Below are 16293 nucleotides of genomic sequence, written 5' to 3'. Positions count from 1 at the left end.
AGGATGCCAGAAAGGCATCGTTACTCGATTATCGCGTCTTCATCCGCCCGGTAGCAGAAGAAATCAAACAGCGCCTCTTTGCGATGCAGCATACTATCCACGCAGGCCATGCCGACAAACGCCCCGGTAAACTCGCCGTAGCGGCTGTATTCATCGGAGAAATGCGATGTGTCGTAGACCGCTCCGATGGGGTGATAGTGCTCACCGTCGACAGACCATGAACACTGTACCTCTCGGCCATTAATAGCAATCGCGAGATAGATTTCTCCCTCGGCAAGGCGAATTTTCTGTGGATCGTCGTGACGCTCACCGTTATCCATGTAGATAATAGCCAGTTGCGCCGCGCCAGAGGTTTCATCCCAGGTTTTATGTAAAAACAGATAGTTCATGTTGTCGTAATAGAGCACCAGTCCAGCGCTGTGCTGATAAATCTCCGGGTTAAAATCCATCTTCGTACTGATGTTGGCGTATACCGAGGTCAGCTTTTTCGCCAGCAGACTGACTTTATTGAGCGAGCTCAGCGACTCCTGACCGCGTAGAGCAAGATAGCCTGCTTTACGCGTCAGGCAGGTAAAACGCTGGAAATGGATCCTCGGCGCATAAAACGCGTTATCCACCCTTGGCTCATCAAAATCATCAAGGTCCGCTTTTGGTGGAAACGGGTGCGGCGGCAGACGGGATCCTTCTACCTGATGCTGTGCGAGATGACCCCCAGCGGCCAGGCGCAGCCAGCCATCCTCGCTCCATTCCATCCTTTGGAGCGCCGTTTCGCGACCCAGAGGGCAGCGTAGCTCCTGGCGAAACGGACGACTGCAAAGGTGGGTTAGCCAGACTTCACCCGTTGGGGTCTCGACATAGCTACCGTGCCCGGCCTTTTGCAGGTAGGTTTCCGGATTGAAATAGTGGGGCTTGAGATGGCCTGTATCTTTGCGTTCGTTAAAATTCTCTGGCCAGGATGTGACGATTGGATTGAGCGGATCGCCTTGATAGGGGCCAGCGACCTCGGTGGCGCGGGCCATGGTGACAGAATGCCCGTAACCGGTGCCGCCTTCGGCGACCATCAGGTAGTAATAGTCGCCGCGTCTCGTCAGATGCGGCGCTTCAATGCAGCCGCGGTCGGTACCGCCGTGCCAGATGCGCTGCGGGTAGCCGATGACGCTGTGCGTCTGCGGCGAATATTCCACCAGGCAGATCGCTCCCGGTTTTTCATAGCCTTCGCGAGTTTCCCACTCCAGTGAGACGATCCATTTTCTGCCATCGTGGTCGTGCAAAATTGAGGCATCGAATCCAGCAGAATGGAGATAAACGGGGGCGCTCCACGGGCCAGTGATCTCCTCGGCGGTAATAAGATAATTATCAACGTCAAAATAACGGGAGTTCATTGAATTCATAACGCCATAAATGACATAAAACAGCTTTTCTTCTTCGCACCAGGTCAGGCTTGGGGCCCAAATACCTTTGGCAGAAGGCAGTTTTTTTAAGTCTGGGTTATTATCATCGGTAAGCACATGGGTGAGCAATTGCCAATGTTTAAGATCCCTTGAATGATAAACCGGTAGTCCGGGAAACCATTCAAATGATGATACCGCCACATAATAATCATCGCCGCGGCGGCATATACAGGGGTCAGGATTAAAACCTCTAAAGACAGGATTCTGAATCATCGTATTTATCCTTAATGCTCAAAATATAGCAATAATTTTAAGTGGAGGATGACTCAGGAGATATATAGACTGTTTCCATTTATATAATAAACGTCCACTTATCTGGTGATGCTGCTCACAAAAAACGATTTATTTCTCCGCCCGACTGCCTACGGCATCGGTGCTTCTGATTTTGTGGCGGAAAGATTGCGGAGTATCGTTCATCATCTCTTTAAACTTGAGGCAGAAGTAGGCGCTGTCAGTGAAGCCGGCACTTTGCGAGATATCGCTGATCTTCAGGTCGGTGTTTGTCAGCAGATTGACAGCGATATTGAGTTTGCGCAGCAGCATGAATTTCTTAAAGCTGATGCCAAAGGCGGATTTAAAGGTGCGGGAAAACCAGGATTTTGACCACTGACAGCGTCGGGCGGCTTCCTCTGTTGTCATTTCAAAATTTTCATTGGCATTAATGACTTGTAGTAGTTCGATAAGTTCGCTCAGGTAGCGATGATGGGTTCGTTCGGTAACAGGAACGGAATCTTTAAGGCGATTAAAAGCATGCAGTAGTACGCTTTGCATCAGGGAACGGAACAGCGAATCGGAGAAGTCGCTGAACTCACTGCACCAGCTCAGCAGCAGCTCAAGGCGCTCAGCCTCCTCGCCGGAAAGATAAACTACCGCGCCGCAGTGGGCCGCAGGTAGCGACAGATCATATCCTTCCAGCCACTCTTTTTCGAATTGCATAAGATAACGCTTGTGGCTGGCAGCGGGCGGTAGCGTCATTTCATGAATGAGTAGGGCAGGGACATATACCAGCGTGTTGTTTTTAATGGTAAATTTTTCGTCGCCAATGGAATAGCTTCCCCCTGATTCTCTGAACCACATCAGTTCGTCCATCATATGGAAATGTGGAACTACATTTATCCCATTGAAATCATTTATGTTATCTGCTCGCAGCGTAAAGAGTTCACCTGCGCCAACGGGGATCTTTTCGAAAACGGGAGATTCGTCACTCATCGGGTACACTCTTCTTATATTTAACAGGATAATTTATACATAACCGGATTGCCCTTAGCAATAACGTATGCATATCAAATCTACCAGTGCTCTTATTGCGGAGGCGCGATGAATACTGCCCGTATTAGTATCAAAGAAAAATTCAGCTATGGCTTAGGCGACACCGGTTGTAATTTAGTATGGCAAACAGTGATGTTGTTCATGGCCTGGTTTTATACTGACGTATTTGGTTTAAGCCCCGCGCATATGGGAACCATGTTTTTAGCCGTCAGAGTATTAGATGCGGTGACCGATGTATTAATGGGGGCGGTGGCTGATAGAACCCGCACTAAATATGGTCAATTCCGGCCCTATATTTTATGGTTTGCCATTCCGTTTGGCGTATTGTGCTGCTTAACGTTTTATACCCCGGATTTAGGTTATAGCGGTAAGTTAATTTATGCCTATGTTTCTTATACTTTATTATCGTTAGTGTATACCGCTATTAACGTCCCGTACTGCGCGATGATTAATAATATTTCCAATGACTCCCGCGAGCGAGTATCGCTGCAGTCGTGGCGGTTTGCGCTAAGTACCTTAGGCGGCCTGATTGTGTCGCTGACTGCGCTACCGTTGGTAGCCTGGCTGGGGAAAGGCAATCTGCAAAACGGGTATTTCTACACCATGATGGTGATGGGCGCCTTGAGCATCGTGCTGTTCTTTATCTGTTTTGGCCTGACTAAAGAGCGCTACTCTACAGACATTACGGCCAATAATCAGAGCAGCATCCTTGATGACCTGAAAACCCTGCTGGCGAACAAAGACTGGCGCATTTTATTTACGCTGAACGTGGTGAACCTGATCGCCGTGCTGTTCAAAGGCGGTACCACGCTCTACTACGTCAATAACATTATGGGGCGCGCGGATCTTGGCAGCTTGTTGCTGACCACCACGCTGGCTTCCGGAGTGGTGGGAGCCATGCTGTCGCCGTTCATATTTAAGAACATCGATAAAGTGAAGGGCTTCAAGCTGTCAATGGCGCTGGAGGCGGTGCTGTTAATCGCGATGTATTTCGTCCCGGCGGGCAACGTCGCCGCCATCTTCACGTTGGTGATAATCATCAATATCATTCAGCTGGCGGCAACACCGCTACAGTGGAGCATGCTCTCAGATATCATTGATGCGGAAGAAAAGCGCAGCGGCAAGAAGCTCAGCGGAATTGTCTTCTCAACCAACCTGTTTGCAATCAAATTAGGGATTGCCATCGGCGGCGCGCTGGTGGGTTATCTGCTGGCGTGGGGGGACTACGTCGGCGGCGCCGCGCAGCAATCGGCTTCAGCGCTGCAGATGATTAAATTGTTGTTCACTCTCTTCCCGGGTGTGCTGGTGGCGCTGTTGATAGTGATAATGAATCGCTACAGTCTGGATGATAAACGTCTGTCGCATATGGCGCAGGAAAGCGGGAGATAATCGACCGATCTCTATTCAACTGGGCGAAGTTTGCGTATAAACTCGCGGGTTTTAGTATTCCGGAGGCGGAGAGGCGATGAGCCAGGCAGAGTTAAACGGTGAGTTATTCACATTAGAGCGGTTCCCACCTAACGCTGAAGAAGAAGCGCTACAGGCATGGGAAGCGGCGGATGAATATCTGCTGCAACAGGTGAATGACGTCGACGGCCTGACGCTCATCTTCAACGACGGCTTCGGCGCGCTCGCCTGCGCGCTGGCGGCGCGCAACCCGGTCAGCATCAACGACTCCTTTATTTCCGAGCTGGCGACCCGCCACAACCTGCGGATGAACGGTATCGATGAAGAGAGCGTGCGCTTTCAGGATAGCCTGAGCCCGCTACCGGCCGCGCCGGCGCTGGTGCTGATTAAGGTGCCAAAACAGCTGGCGCTACTGGAACAGCAGCTGCGCGCCCTGCGCGAAGTGGTCACGCCGGAAACCCGCATTATCGCCGCGGCGAAAGCCCGTGATGTGCACAACTCGACGCTGGCGCTGTTTGAAAAAATCCTCGGCACCACCACCACCTCGCTGGCGTGGAAAAAAGCGCGTCTGATCCACTGCGTTTTCACCGCCCCCAAGCTTGCCGATGCGCCGCAAACCTACAGCTGGAAGCTGGACGGCACGCCGTGGACCATCCATAACCACGCCAACGTTTTTGCCCGCAGCGGACTGGATATCGGCGCGCGTTTCTTCCTGCAGCATTTACCGTCTGATCTAGAAGGCGAGATCGCCGATCTCGGCTGCGGCAATGGGGTGATTGGCCTGCAGGCGCTGGCGCAAAACCCAAACGCCAGCGTGATGTTCACCGATGAGTCGCACATGGCGGTGGCTTCCAGCCGGTTGAACGTCGAGCGCAACCTGCCGGACGATATCGCACGCTGTGAATTTATGGTCAATAACTCGCTCTCCGGCATTGAGCCGGATCGCTTTACGGCGATCCTGTGTAATCCGCCGTTCCATCAGCAGCACGCGATTACCGACCATATTGCCTGGCAGATGTTTAACGATGCCCGCCGCAGCCTGAAATATGGCGGCGAGCTGTACGTCGTCGGCAACCGCCACCTCGATTACTTCCGTAAGCTGAAGCGCGCTTTTGGTAATTGCACGACGATTGCGACGAACAATAAGTTTGTCATTTTGAAAGCAACCAAGGTGCGTAAACAGCGCTGATTCTTGTCGCGGTTTCCCCCGGCTCGCGGCTGTCGCCTTAGCCGGGCTACCGACGATTGCGACGAACAATAAGTTCGTAGTTTTGAAAGCAACGAAGGTGCGTGAGCAGCGCTGATTCCTTTTGTTGTTTCCCCCCGGCTACCGACTATCGCCTTAGCCGGGCTACCGTCCGGGATTATCGTGGTAGCCCGGGGAAGGCGCATCGCGCCGCCCCCGGGACAGGGCTAAATCGCCAGCGCCAGTTTAGTGCCCTGGGCAATCGCCCGGCGCGCATCCAGCTCCGCCGCCACGTCGCAACCGCCGATGAGATGCACCGTTTTCCCTGCCGCGCGCAGCGGTTCCGCCAGCTCGCGGCGCGGTTCCTGACCGGCGCAGATCACCACCTGATCGACCGCCAACAGTTGGCGCTCGCCGCCGATAGTGACATGTAACCCTTCATCATCGATCTTTTCATAGCTGACCGCCGGGATCATTTTCACGCCGCGCGCCAGCAGCGTCGCGCGGTGGATCCAACCGGTGGTTTTGCCGAGCCCTTCGCCCGGTTTGCTGGCTTTGCGCTGTAGCATCACAATCTGTCGCGGGCTTTTACTCAGTTGCGGGCCTTCAGGATGCAGCCCTCCCGCCGTTTGCAGGCTGGTATCGATACCCCATTCGCGGCAGAACTCGCCGATATCCTGGCTGGTGGCCGCGCCCGACTGGCTTAAATACATCGCGGTGTCGAAGCCGATACCGCCGCAGCCGATAATCGCCACCTTCTCGCCAACCGGTGTTTTATCGCGCAAGACATCCAGGTAGCTCAGCACTTTGGGATGATCGATCCCGTCGATCGCCGGCAGGCGCGGGGCGATACCGGTGGCGAGGATCGTCTCATCGAACGTCAGCAGATCGTCTGCCGTGACGCGGGTGTTCAGGCGTAGATCGACACCATGAAGATCGAGCATGGTGCGGTAGTAACGCAGCGTCTCGTGAAACTCCTCTTTGCCGGGGATCTGTTTGGCGATATTAAACTGGCCGCCGATCTCCGGGAGCGCATCGAACAACGTGACGTGATGACCGCGAGCGGCGGCGTTAACGGCGAAGGCCAGACCGGCAGGCCCGGCGCCGACCACCGCCAGCCGTTTAGGCGCGTTGGCCGGCAGGACCGGCATCAGGGTTTCATGACAGGCGCGCGGGTTGACCAGACAGGAGGTGACTTTGCCGACGAAGATTCGATCGAGACACGCCTGGTTGCAACCGATGCAGGTATTGATCTCCCCGGCGCGATCGCGCTGCGCTTTCGACATAAATTCGGCGTCGGCGAGGAACGGGCGGGACATCGATACCATATCGGCATCGCCGCGAGCGAGAATATCCTCCGCGACCTGCGGATCGTTGATGCGGTTGGTGGTGATTAACGGGATCGACACCGCGTCTTTCAGCTTGCGGGTGACCCAGCTGAACGCTCCGCGCGGTACCGGTGTGGCGATGGTCGGAATGCGCGCTTCGTGCCAGCCAATCCCGGTGTTGATAATTGTCGCTCCCGCCGCTTCAATCGCTTTGGCCAGTTCGGTGACTTCCGCCAGCGTGCTGCCGTCGTTGACCAGATCGAGCATCGACAGGCGGTAGATGATTATGAAATCGTGGCCGGCGCGCTGGTGCACCGCCTTAACCACTTCAATGGCGAAACGCATGCGCCTGGCATAATCGCCGCCCCATTGGTCGTCGCGCTGGTTGGTGCGCGCGGCGAGAAATTCGTTAATCAGATAGCCTTCTGAACCCATCACTTCGACGCCGTCATAGCCCGCTTCACGCGCCAGCTGGGCGCAGTGGGCAAAATCATCGATCAGCGTCAGGATCTCATCGTGGCTCAGTTCATGGGGCGTAAAACGGTTAATCGGCGCCTGTAGCGCCGAGGGGGCCACCAGCGCGGGCTGGTAGCTGTAACGGCCGGTATGCAGGATCTGCAGGGCGATTTTGCCGCCTTCCTGATGTACCGCGTCGGTAATATGGCGATGGTGCGCCAGATGGCTGGCATCGTTGAGTACCGCGCCGCCGGCCATGGTGACGCCAGAGGGCGCCGGAGCGATGCCGCCGGTGACGATCAGCGCCACGCCGTGGCGGGCGCGCTCGGCGTAAAAGGCCGCCAGCCGCTGCGCGCCGTCCGGCAGCTCTTCCAGCCCGGTGTGCATCGAGCCCATCAACACGCGGTTTTTGAGCGTTGTGAAGCCCAGCTCAAGCGGGGCGAAAAGCGACGGATAGCGGCTCATAGTGGCTTCCAATGTAAAATTATTGTTATGTGGTCGGATGAGTTACTAATTTAGCCGTCGCGAAGAAAAAGGGAAAAGGGGAGTGCGGTGATTGTGATGGGATTCAAAGAACGGAACTCGTTGTCCCTCACCCCGGCCCTCTCCCAAAGGGAGAGGGGGAAAGGCGGATCGGTACCGGTGGTTAGGGTGACGGGGAAGACGCTACGCGCTGGCGGCGCTCCAGGCCCGGTGCCTGCCACATCGACGTTGTCAGCCCGCTATCGACAAGGCCAAGCTGATCGGCGTACACCGTCTGCCATTTGCTCATCATCTCCTGATACAGCTCGCGATGCTGCGGATTCGGGGTGAACTCGCGGTGCCAGCTCACTAACCGTTCTCCTGTACTGGCCATATCGCCATACAGTCCGGCGCCGGTTCCGGCGGCGATAGCGCAGCCCAGCGCGGTGGCTTCGCGAACCACCGGCACCCGCACCGGCAGGCCGGTGACGTCGCTGAGGATCTGGCTCCACAGCGCGCCTTTAGAGCCGCCGCCGGCAAACACCAGGCTCTCGAATGTCACCCCGGAGAACTGGGAGATCTGCGCGAGGTTGCAGGCGGAGACAATCGCTGCGTTCTCCTCCAGCGCGCGGAACAGGGTCGCTTTGTTGCACTTCTCCGGATCGATGGAGAGGTTAATAAACGACGGCGCGGCGTGGTACCACTGCTTAAAGTGCATGGCGTCAGAAAAAATAGGCATCACGCCGTGGGAACCGGCGGGGACGCGGCTGGCCATCTCCTCCAGCAGCGAATAGGCATCGACGCCGAGCCGCTCGGCAATCAGTTTTTCTTCAGCGCAAAAGGCGTCGCGAAACCAGCGCATGGTCAGGCCGGTAAAGAAGCTGATCGATTCCGCCTGCGCCATGCCGGGAATGACATGAGGATTAACACGAATATTCATCTGCGGATCGGTACGCACCTGCGGCAGGTTGACCACCTGCTGCCAGAAAGTGCCGCCGAGTACCGCAGTTTGCCCGGCGCGCACCACCCCAAGGCCCAGGCAGCCGAGCTGGACGTCGCCGCCGCCCATCACCACCGGCGTCCCGGCGCGCAGGCCGCTCTCATGCGCCGCCGCTTCGGTGACGGCGCCCAGCAGGGTACCGGTCTCTTTGACCGGCGACAGCATATCGGCGCGCAGCCCGGCCATATCCAGCAGCGCCGGACGCCAGTCGCGGCTAAACAGGTCGAGCATGCCGGTGGTGCCGGCGTTTGACGGGTCGACCGCCAGCTCGCCGGATAGCTTCGCCGCCAGCCAGTCGCTGATCATGGTGATGGTTGCCGCTTTGCGGTAGATATCGGGGCGGTGGTGCGCCAGCCACAGCAGGCGCGGCATGGCGCTAAGCGCCAGGGTTTGTCCCGAGACCTCGTATACCTCGGATTCAAAACGATAGTCGTGGATCTCCTTAAGCTCCGCCACTTCGCGGCTGGCGCGGGCATCGACGTTGGCGCAGGCCCAGATGGCCTCGCCGTCGCGGTCATAGAGGACGATCCCTTCGCGCATCGAACAGCAGGCGACGGATTGAATATCGGCGGCAGAGAGCCCGGCGGCGTTGAGCGCCTGGCGAATACACTGGCAGGCCAGCTGCCAGTTGGTGGTAAGGTCGAACTCCATCGAGCCGGGGACGTTATCGACGCTCAGGTGTTTCCATTCGGCCTGGCCTACCGCCAGCTGGCGGCCATTAAGATCGAAAATGACCGCCCGAATGCTGCCGGTCCCGGCATCTAACGCTAACAGGTAACTCATGACATGCGCCTCGCTGTTGTCGCGCGGCGCCAGGCCGTCAGGAGGCCAGCGCGAGCACCGCGCGTGCTGTTGTCTCTTCCGTTACCAGGCCATTAATGCGCTTTCCAGTCAGAGCGGCATAAATCGCCTGCGCTTTTTCTTCTCCCCCGGCGACGCCGACGATGGTTGGCAGCTGCGCCAGCTCATCCAGGGTTACGCCGAGCAGTTCCCGATGGATCTCCAGTCCTTCTACCGGCCGGCCGTCGGCCTGCAGGAAATAACCTAAAATGTCGCCGACCGCGCCTTTGCGCGCGTACATCAGCTGTTCGCCCTCGCTGATATAGCCGGAGCGTAAAATCGTGGCGTCGCGCCGCTGATCGATGGCGCCAATGCCAACCACCGCCGCGTCCGCCGCCGTTGCCGCGAGGATCACGTCGCGCACGCTCGACTCACGGCGCAGGATCTCGGCGACCTCCGCTGAAGAGACCCGCAGCGGCGCCGGAATAATGCTGACGCTGCAGGCGGCATCAAGCTGGCCGATGCCGGTCATATAGGGGCCGACGCCGCCGGAGAGGGTCACCAGCCGCACCTGCTGCGAGCCGATAAAGCCGCTGAGATGCTGCAGGCAGCTCATGGTGGCCTCACCGAAGCCGACCGCCAGCAGCTGTCCCGGCTGCAGAATGCCCATCAGCGATTGCGCCGCGCCGATCCCCAACCGGGTATTCATCGGCGGGGTGTTGAGCGCCGGCAGCACGCGGGCAATCTTGAGGCCAAAGCGCTGCTGGAGTTCACTTTCCAGCGCCAGACAGCCCTCATAGCGCGAGTTAATCTGCACGCGGATCACCCCGGACTGGCGGCCTTTCTCCAGCAGACGGGAAATCTTCAGCCGCGGCAGCCCCAAACGCTCGCCGATGTCATTTTGCGTCAGGCCGTCGTGGTAGTAGCACCACGCCACCCGCGCCACCAGCTCTTCCTCGGCTAACGCCAGCCCGGCGTAGCGGTTCTCTTCCGTAATGCGTTTTTCGCTCATAAATTGAACTCTTATAAAAATTTAGATCATATGTTCGCTATTGCGCGGTCGGAAAGTGTGAGCCGACTGGCAAAACGGATCTTTCATCGCTGGCCCATTTTTTCCTGATGATCTAAAGCGCCAAACTGTGATCTTCGCACGGTTGTAAATATAGTTCACCGTCTACGCTTTTGAACATTATTAAATTTAAAAATCATTTGTTCAATCGAGGCGCGATGATGAAGCCACTGCTTGAAGCTCGCCAGATTTGCAAACAGTTCTCCGGCGTTGCGGTGCTCAAGGGCATTGATTTCACACTAGGCGCGGGCCAGGTGCATGCGCTGATGGGCGGCAACGGCGCGGGTAAATCGACGTTGATGAAGATCATCGCCGGCGTTGAAACGCCGGATAGCGGTGAACTGACGATCGGCGACCGCGCGTTTGCGCGCCTCAGCCCGGCGCTGGCCCACCAGCTGGGCATCTATCTGGTGCCGCAGGAGCCGATGCTGTTTCCCAACCTCAGCGTGCGCGAGAACATTCTCTTTCGTTTGCCGAAGCGGGCGGATACCGCCGCGCGACTGCAGGACAAACTGCAGCAGTTGAACTGCCAGATCAACCTCGATGCCAGCGCCAGCACGCTCGAGGTAGCCGATCAACAGATGGTCGAGATCCTGCGCGGCCTGATGCGCGAAGCGCGGATCCTGATCCTTGATGAACCCACCGCCTCTTTAACCCCGGGGGAAACGGAGAGGTTGTTTAGCCAGATCCGCGCGTTACAGGCGCTGGACGTGGGGATCGTGTTTATCTCGCACAAACTGCCCGAAATCCGCCAGCTTGCCAGCCATATTTCGGTGATGCGCGACGGGGCGGTAGTGCTGAGCGGCGAGACCGCAACTTACCGCGATGAGCAACTGATTAGCGCTATGACGCCGGCCAGCCGCGACCATACGCTGAGCGACACGCAAAAGCTGTGGCTGGCGCTGCCGGGCAACCGCCGCACCCAGGCGCAGGATTTTCCCGTGCTGCGGGTGGAGGATCTTACCGGAGAAGGCTTTATCGATCTCAATCTGGAGATCCGCGCCGGGGAGATCGTCGGCCTCGCCGGGCTGGTGGGATCCGGGCGCACCGAATTTGCCGAAACCTTATACGGCCTGCGTCCACCGCGCGCCGGGCGGATCTGGCTGGAGAATCGCGAGATTAGTAATGACAGCACCCGAGCCCGGCTGGCCAGCGGGCTGGTCTATCTGCCGGAAGACCGCCAGGTCTCGGGGCTGTTTCTTGATGCGCCGGTGCGCTGGAACACGGTGATGTTCAATCAGCCGTCGTGGTGGCAGCGGGGGAAACGGGAGGCGGCGGTGGTTGAGCGCTATCACCGGGCGCTGGGGATCAAGCTGGCCGATGGCGATCAGCCGGTGCGCACTCTCTCTGGCGGTAACCAGCAAAAGGTGCTGCTGGCGCGCTGTCTGGAGGCCAACCCGCTGCTGCTAATTGTCGATGAGCCGACGCGCGGCGTGGATGTCTCCGCCCGCGCCGATATCTATCAGCTGCTGAAAAGCGTCGCCGCGCAAAATGTGGCAGTGCTGATGATCTCCTCCGATCTGGATGAGTTCATCGGCCTGGCCGACCGGGTGCTGGTGATGCATCAGGGCCGCTACAGCGGCGAGCTGGCGCGGCAGGCGGTGACCGTCGATCGCATGATGACCCTGGCCTTCGGAGGGCAGGCATGAAAACGTTACTCAAGAATCGCGAACTGAGCGCCTTCTTTGCCATCGTGGCGCTCTTTGTTGTGCTGGTGGCGCTCAATCCGGCCTATTTCAGCCTGCAGACCCTGGCGATGATTTTCGCCAGCTCGCAAATCCTCTGCCTGCTGGCATTGGGCGCGACCCTGGTGATGCTGACCCGCAATATTGACGTGTCGGTAGGCTCCACCGTTGGGCTATGCGCCATCGCCGTCGGCGTGGCGCTGAACAACGGCTACGGGTTGGCGACGGCCATCGCCTTCGCGCTGGCTATTGGCGCGCTGGCCGGGGCGTTTAACGGCCTGCTGGTGGTGGGGCTGCGCATTCCGGCGATCGTCGCGACGCTCGGCACGCTGGGGTTGTATCGCGGGGTAATGCTGCTGTGGACCGGCGGGAAATGGATCGAGGGCTTGCCCGACAGCCTGAAATCGCTCTCGGAGCCTGCGTTTATCGGCGTGTCGCCGCTGGGCTGGCTGGTGCTGGCGCTGCTGCTGGCGGGCGGCTGGCTGCTGTCGCGCACCGCCTTTGGTCGTGATTTTTACGCCGTTGGCGATAACCTCGCCGCCGCGCGCCAGCTGGGCGTGGCGGTCAACCGCACGCGGATGCTGGCCTTTACCCTCAACGGTATGCTGGCGGCCTGCGCCGGGATCGTCTTCGCCGCGCAGATTGGTTTTGTGCCTAATCAGACCGGCAGCGGCCTGGAGATGAAAGCCATCGCCGCCTGCGTACTGGGCGGGATCTCGCTGCTTGGCGGTACCGGTACGCTGCTCGGTGCGTTTCTCGGCGCCTTTTTCCTTACCCAAATCGACACCGTACTGGTGCTGTTCCGCCTTCCCGCCTGGTGGAATGACTTTATCGCCGGTCTGGTGCTGCTCGGCGTGCTGGTGCTCGATGGCCGCCTGCGCCAGGCGCTGGCCCGCCATCAGCGGGCGCTAAAGTACAGCCGTTTCCAGCCCGGTAACAAAGGGGGGAAACAGGTTGCCCGCTTTCCCGAACGCAAAAGTAAAGAGGTGGCTTAAATGAAGCTGAAGCTTAACTGGGAAAGCGCGCTGCTGGCGTTGCTGATCTCGGAAATCCTGCTATTCGGCGCCTTGAATCCGCGCATGCTGGATCTCAATATGCTGCTCTTTAGCACCAGCGACTTTATCTGCATCGGTATCGTCGCGCTGCCGCTGACGCTGGTGATCATCAGCGGCGGGATCGATATTTCGCTGGGCTCGACCATCGGCCTGTGCGCCATCGCCCTCGGGGTGATGACCCAGGCGGCCTGGCCGCTGTGGCTGGCGGTATCGCTGACGTTGCTCTTGGGACTGCTGTGCGGGTTATTCAACGCCGCGCTGATCCACTACACCGGCATCAGCCCGCTGGTGATCACGCTTGGTACGCTGTATCTGTATGGCGGCGGCGCGCTGTTGCTTTCCGGGATGGCCGGCGCGACCGGTTACGAGGGGATTGGCGGTTTTCCCGATAGCTTCACCGCCTTCGCCAATTTAACCCTCGCCGGACTGCCGCTGCCGCTGGTGCTGTTCGCGATTATCACCTTTCTCTTCTGGCTGCTGGCCCATCGCGGGCGCTTTGGCCGCCATCTCTTTTTACTCGGGCAAAACCCGCGCGCCGCGCGCTATGCCGCGCTGTCGGTGAACGGCATCCCGTACGTGCTGTATGGCCTGGTGGGCGTCGCCTCGGCGGTCGCGGCGCTGGTGATGGTCTCCTATTTCGGCTCGGCGCGTTCGGATTTAGGCCGCGACCTGCTGATGCCGGCGCTGACCGCGGCGGTGCTCGGCGGGGCCAATATTTACGGCGGCTCGGGATCGATACTGGGTACCGCGCTGGCGGCATTGCTGGTGGGGTATCTGCAACAGGGTTTACAGATGGTCGGCATCCCCAACCAGGTGTCGAGCGCGCTGTCAGGGGCGCTGTTGGTTGTGGTGGTGATGGGGCGTTCGCTGAGCCTGCACCGTGAATGGGTGCGCGCGACCTGGCGGCGTCTTTTCTCGCATAAAACAATCGGAGCATAAAATGAAATTAAAACTGATCGTGCTGGCGCTGGCGATGAGCGTGGTTACCGCGCAAGCGGCGGACCGCATCGCCTTTATTCCTAAGCTGGTCGGCGTCGGCTTCTTTACCAGCGGCGGCAACGGCGCGAAAGAGGCGGGGAAAGCGCTGGGTGTGGATGTCAACTATGACGGCCCCACCGAGCCCAGCGTCTCCGGCCAGGTGCAGCTTATCAACAACTTCGTCAACCAGGGCTACAACGCGATTATCGTCTCCGCCGTTTCGCCGGACGGCCTGTGCCCGGCGCTGAAGCGGGCGATGCTGCGCGGGGTGAAAGTCCTGACCTGGGATTCCGATACCAAACCGGAGTGCCGCAGCATCTATATCAACCAGGGCACGCCGCAGCAGCTCGGCGGCCTGCTGGTGGAGATGGCGGAAAAGCAGGTCAGCAAACCTGCCGCCAAAGTCGCGTTTTTCTACTCCAGCCCGACGGTGACCGACCAGAACCAGTGGGTGAAGGAAGCCAAAGCCAAAATCGAAAAAGAGCATCCGCAGTGGCAAATCGTCACCACCCAGTTTGGCTATAACGATGCCACCAAATCGCTGCAAACCGCCGAGGGGATCTTAAAAGCGTATCCGGATCTCGACGCCATTATCGCGCCGGATGCCAATGCGCTGCCGGCGGCGGCGCAGGCGGCGGAGAACCTCAAGCGTCAGGGCGTGGCGATCGTCGGCTTTAGTACGCCGAACGTGATGCGCCCGTACGTTGAGCGCGGCACGGTAAAAGCGTTCGGCCTGTGGGATGTGGTTCAGCAGGGCAAAATTGCGGTTAACGTCGCCGATCGATTGCTGAAAAAGGGCGATCTTAACGTAGGCGATAGCGTTGAGGTGAAAGATATCGGCTCGCTGAAGGTCGAACCGAATAGCGTGCAGGGCTACCAGTATGAGGCGAAGGGCAACGGTATCGTGCTGCTGCCGGAGCGCGTGGTGTTCAGCAAAGAGAACATCAATAACTACGACTTCTGATGGAGGATGAGATGGCTGATTTAGACGACATCAAAGAAGGTAAGGACTTCGGTATCGACCGCCCGCAGCAGAATACGCTGTATACCCTGAAAGGCTGCGGCTCGCTGGACTGGGGCATGCAGTCGCGGATGGCGCGCATCTTTAATCCGCACAGCAACCGCACGGTGATGCTGGCCTTCGATCATGGTTACTTCCAGGGGCCAACCACCGGGCTGGAGCGTATCGACCTGTCGATTGCGCCGCTGTTTGCCGACACCGATGTGCTGATGTGCACCCGCGGCGTACTGCGCAGCCAGGTACCGGCGGCCACCAATAAGCCGGTGGTGCTCCGCGCCTCCGGCGGCAATTCGATTTTGAGCGAACTCTCCAACGAATGCGTGGCGGTGGCGATGGAAGACGCGCTGCGTCTCAACGTTTGCGCGGTGGCGGCGCAGGTCTATATCGGCAGCGAATACGAACATCAGTCGATCAATAACATCATCAAACTGGTGGATGCCGGCAATCGCTACGGTATGCCGGTCCTGGCGGTTACCGGCGTCGGCAAAGAGATGACCCGCGATGCGCGCTACTTCTCGCTGGCCAGCCGGATTGCCGCCGAAATGGGGGCGCAGTTTGTGAAGACCTATTTCGTTGAGGAAGGCTTTGAAAAAGTGACCGCCAGCTGTCCGGTGCCGATCGTGATTGCCGGCGGTAAAAAACTGCCGGAGCATGAGGCGCTGGAGATGTGCTGGCGGGCGATCGATCAGGGGGCGTCCGGGGTGGATATGGGGCGCAATATTTTCCAGTCCAGCGCCCCGCGCGCGATGCTGAAGGCGGTGAAAAAGGTGGTGCATGAGAATCTGAACGCGCGCGAAGCGTATCAGTTCTGGCAGGAAGAGAAACAGGGAGAGCTGAAATGAATGTGACGCTGGTGGAGATCAATATTAAACCCGAGCGGGTGGATGAGTTTCTTGAGGTGTTTCGCGCCAACCACGAAGGCGCGCTGCAGGAGCCGGGCAACCTGCGCTTTGATGTCCTGCAGGATCCCGAGGTGAAAACCCGCTTTTTTATCTACGAAGCCTATAAAGACGATGAGGCGGTGCTGGCGCATAAGAAGACGCCGCACTATTTAGCCTGCGTCGAAAAGCTGGAGGAGATGATGTCGCAGCCGCGGCAGAAGCGCAGCTTTATCGGCCTGTTACCGCAGGTGTGAGGATTTTCCTT

13 protein-coding genes are annotated in these 16293 nt (G+C 58.4%); 8 read left to right on the top strand and 5 right to left on the bottom strand.

The window, feature by feature from the left end:
• Nucleotides 1–20: 20 nt before the first annotated feature.
• Together SPE70_RS23000 and SPE70_RS22995 are read right to left on the bottom strand one after the other, a co-directional pair.
• Nucleotides 21–1664, bottom strand: a complete 1644-nt coding sequence (locus SPE70_RS23000; protein WP_022066319.1) for a glycoside hydrolase family 43 protein — start codon at nt 1662–1664, stop codon at nt 21–23.
• 129 nt (nt 1665–1793) lie between these two features.
• The gene (locus SPE70_RS22995) at nt 1794–2660 is read right to left on the bottom strand and encodes a helix-turn-helix domain-containing protein (RefSeq protein WP_012540503.1); all 867 of its coding nucleotides are present in this window, start codon (nt 2658–2660) and stop codon (nt 1794–1796) included.
• A gap of 108 nt (nt 2661–2768) precedes the next feature.
• On the opposite strand from SPE70_RS22995, the gene SPE70_RS22990 reads away from it, so the two are divergent.
• Nucleotides 2769–4109 (top strand): MFS transporter, encoded by a 1341-nt coding sequence (locus SPE70_RS22990; RefSeq protein ID WP_008806572.1) that lies wholly within the window; start codon nt 2769–2771, stop codon nt 4107–4109.
• Between the two features lie 76 nt (nt 4110–4185).
• Nucleotides 4186–5316, top strand: a complete 1131-nt coding sequence (gene rlmG, locus SPE70_RS22985; protein WP_012967193.1) for a 23S rRNA (guanine(1835)-N(2))-methyltransferase RlmG — start codon at nt 4186–4188, stop codon at nt 5314–5316.
• 224 nt (nt 5317–5540) lie between these two features.
• On the opposite strand, the gene SPE70_RS22980 is transcribed toward rlmG, so the two are convergent.
• From SPE70_RS22980 to lsrR, 3 genes are all read right to left on the bottom strand, one after another.
• Complete coding sequence (locus SPE70_RS22980; RefSeq protein ID WP_064169989.1) at nt 5541–7562, bottom strand: NADPH-dependent 2,4-dienoyl-CoA reductase; 2022 nt, start codon at nt 7560–7562, stop codon at nt 5541–5543.
• Nucleotides 7563–7743: 181 nt separating this feature from the next.
• Entirely contained in the window at nt 7744–9342 is a 1599-nt protein-coding gene (lsrK, locus tag SPE70_RS22975; RefSeq protein WP_016161858.1) for an autoinducer-2 kinase, read from the bottom strand.
• A gap of 37 nt (nt 9343–9379) precedes the next feature.
• Nucleotides 9380–10351 carry a transcriptional regulator LsrR gene (lsrR, locus tag SPE70_RS22970; protein WP_012540508.1) on the bottom strand — a complete coding sequence of 324 codons (972 nt, stop codon included), beginning with the start codon at nt 10349–10351 and terminating at the stop codon, nt 9380–9382.
• A gap of 218 nt (nt 10352–10569) precedes the next feature.
• On the opposite strand from lsrR, the gene lsrA reads away from it, so the two are divergent.
• From lsrA to lsrG, 6 genes are read left to right on the top strand one after another with little or no spacing between them, the layout of a single operon-like run.
• The gene (gene lsrA / locus SPE70_RS22965; protein ID WP_063105752.1) at nt 10570–12057 is read left to right on the top strand and encodes an autoinducer 2 ABC transporter ATP-binding protein LsrA; all 1488 of its coding nucleotides are present in this window, start codon (nt 10570–10572) and stop codon (nt 12055–12057) included.
• The gene (gene lsrC, locus SPE70_RS22960) at nt 12054–13088 is read left to right on the top strand and encodes an autoinducer 2 ABC transporter permease LsrC (protein ID WP_004174225.1); all 1035 of its coding nucleotides are present in this window, start codon (nt 12054–12056) and stop codon (nt 13086–13088) included. Before lsrA ends, lsrC begins: the two co-directional genes overlap by 4 nt.
• Nucleotides 13089–14087 (top strand): autoinducer 2 ABC transporter permease LsrD, encoded by a 999-nt coding sequence (gene lsrD, locus SPE70_RS22955; protein ID WP_064169990.1) that lies wholly within the window; start codon nt 13089–13091, stop codon nt 14085–14087.
• A gap of 1 nt (nt 14088) precedes the next feature.
• The gene (gene lsrB / locus SPE70_RS22950; protein ID WP_324726414.1) at nt 14089–15090 is read left to right on the top strand and encodes an autoinducer 2 ABC transporter substrate-binding protein LsrB; all 1002 of its coding nucleotides are present in this window, start codon (nt 14089–14091) and stop codon (nt 15088–15090) included.
• An 11-nt stretch (nt 15091–15101) separates the two neighbouring features.
• A complete protein-coding gene (gene lsrF, locus SPE70_RS22945; protein WP_012967199.1) occupies nt 15102–15989 on the top strand; it encodes a 3-hydroxy-5-phosphonooxypentane-2,4-dione thiolase in 888 nt (295 codons plus the stop codon).
• Nucleotides 15986–16282, top strand: a complete 297-nt coding sequence (gene lsrG, locus SPE70_RS22940) for a (4S)-4-hydroxy-5-phosphonooxypentane-2,3-dione isomerase (protein ID WP_002917723.1) — start codon at nt 15986–15988, stop codon at nt 16280–16282. The genes lsrF and lsrG overlap by 4 nt, the downstream gene beginning before the upstream one ends.
• Nucleotides 16283–16293: the final 11 nt, after the last annotated feature.

Origin of the sequence: Klebsiella sp. ZJOU C1 (genome assembly GCF_035620215.1) — a bacterium.
Taxonomy (GTDB): domain Bacteria; phylum Pseudomonadota; class Gammaproteobacteria; order Enterobacterales; family Enterobacteriaceae; genus Klebsiella; species Klebsiella variicola.
The sequence above is the reverse complement of the archived record's forward strand: the minus strand, read 5'-3'. Positions and strand labels throughout refer to the sequence as shown.

Coding starts and splice junctions, on each gene's coding strand:
- lsrG (WP_002917723.1), top strand. CDS start 15,986: ATGAATGTGACGCTGGTGGAGATCAATATTAAACCCGAGCGGGTGGAT.
- lsrD (WP_064169990.1), top strand. CDS start 13,089: ATGAAGCTGAAGCTTAACTGGGAAAGCGCGCTGCTGGCGTTGCTGATC.
- lsrF (WP_012967199.1), top strand. CDS start 15,102: ATGGCTGATTTAGACGACATCAAAGAAGGTAAGGACTTCGGTATCGAC.
- lsrC (WP_004174225.1), top strand. CDS start 12,054: ATGAAAACGTTACTCAAGAATCGCGAACTGAGCGCCTTCTTTGCCATC.
- lsrA (WP_063105752.1), top strand. CDS start 10,570: ATGAAGCCACTGCTTGAAGCTCGCCAGATTTGCAAACAGTTCTCCGGC.
- SPE70_RS22995 (WP_012540503.1), bottom strand. CDS start 2,660: ATGAGTGACGAATCTCCCGTTTTCGAAAAGATCCCCGTTGGCGCAGGT.
- rlmG (WP_012967193.1), top strand. CDS start 4,186: ATGAGCCAGGCAGAGTTAAACGGTGAGTTATTCACATTAGAGCGGTTC.
- lsrB (WP_324726414.1), top strand. CDS start 14,089: ATGAAATTAAAACTGATCGTGCTGGCGCTGGCGATGAGCGTGGTTACC.
- SPE70_RS22980 (WP_064169989.1), bottom strand. CDS start 7,562: ATGAGCCGCTATCCGTCGCTTTTCGCCCCGCTTGAGCTGGGCTTCACA.
- lsrR (WP_012540508.1), bottom strand. CDS start 10,351: ATGAGCGAAAAACGCATTACGGAAGAGAACCGCTACGCCGGGCTGGCG.
- SPE70_RS23000 (WP_022066319.1), bottom strand. CDS start 1,664: ATGATTCAGAATCCTGTCTTTAGAGGTTTTAATCCTGACCCCTGTATA.
- SPE70_RS22990 (WP_008806572.1), top strand. CDS start 2,769: ATGAATACTGCCCGTATTAGTATCAAAGAAAAATTCAGCTATGGCTTA.
- lsrK (WP_016161858.1), bottom strand. CDS start 9,342: ATGAGTTACCTGTTAGCGTTAGATGCCGGGACCGGCAGCATTCGGGCG.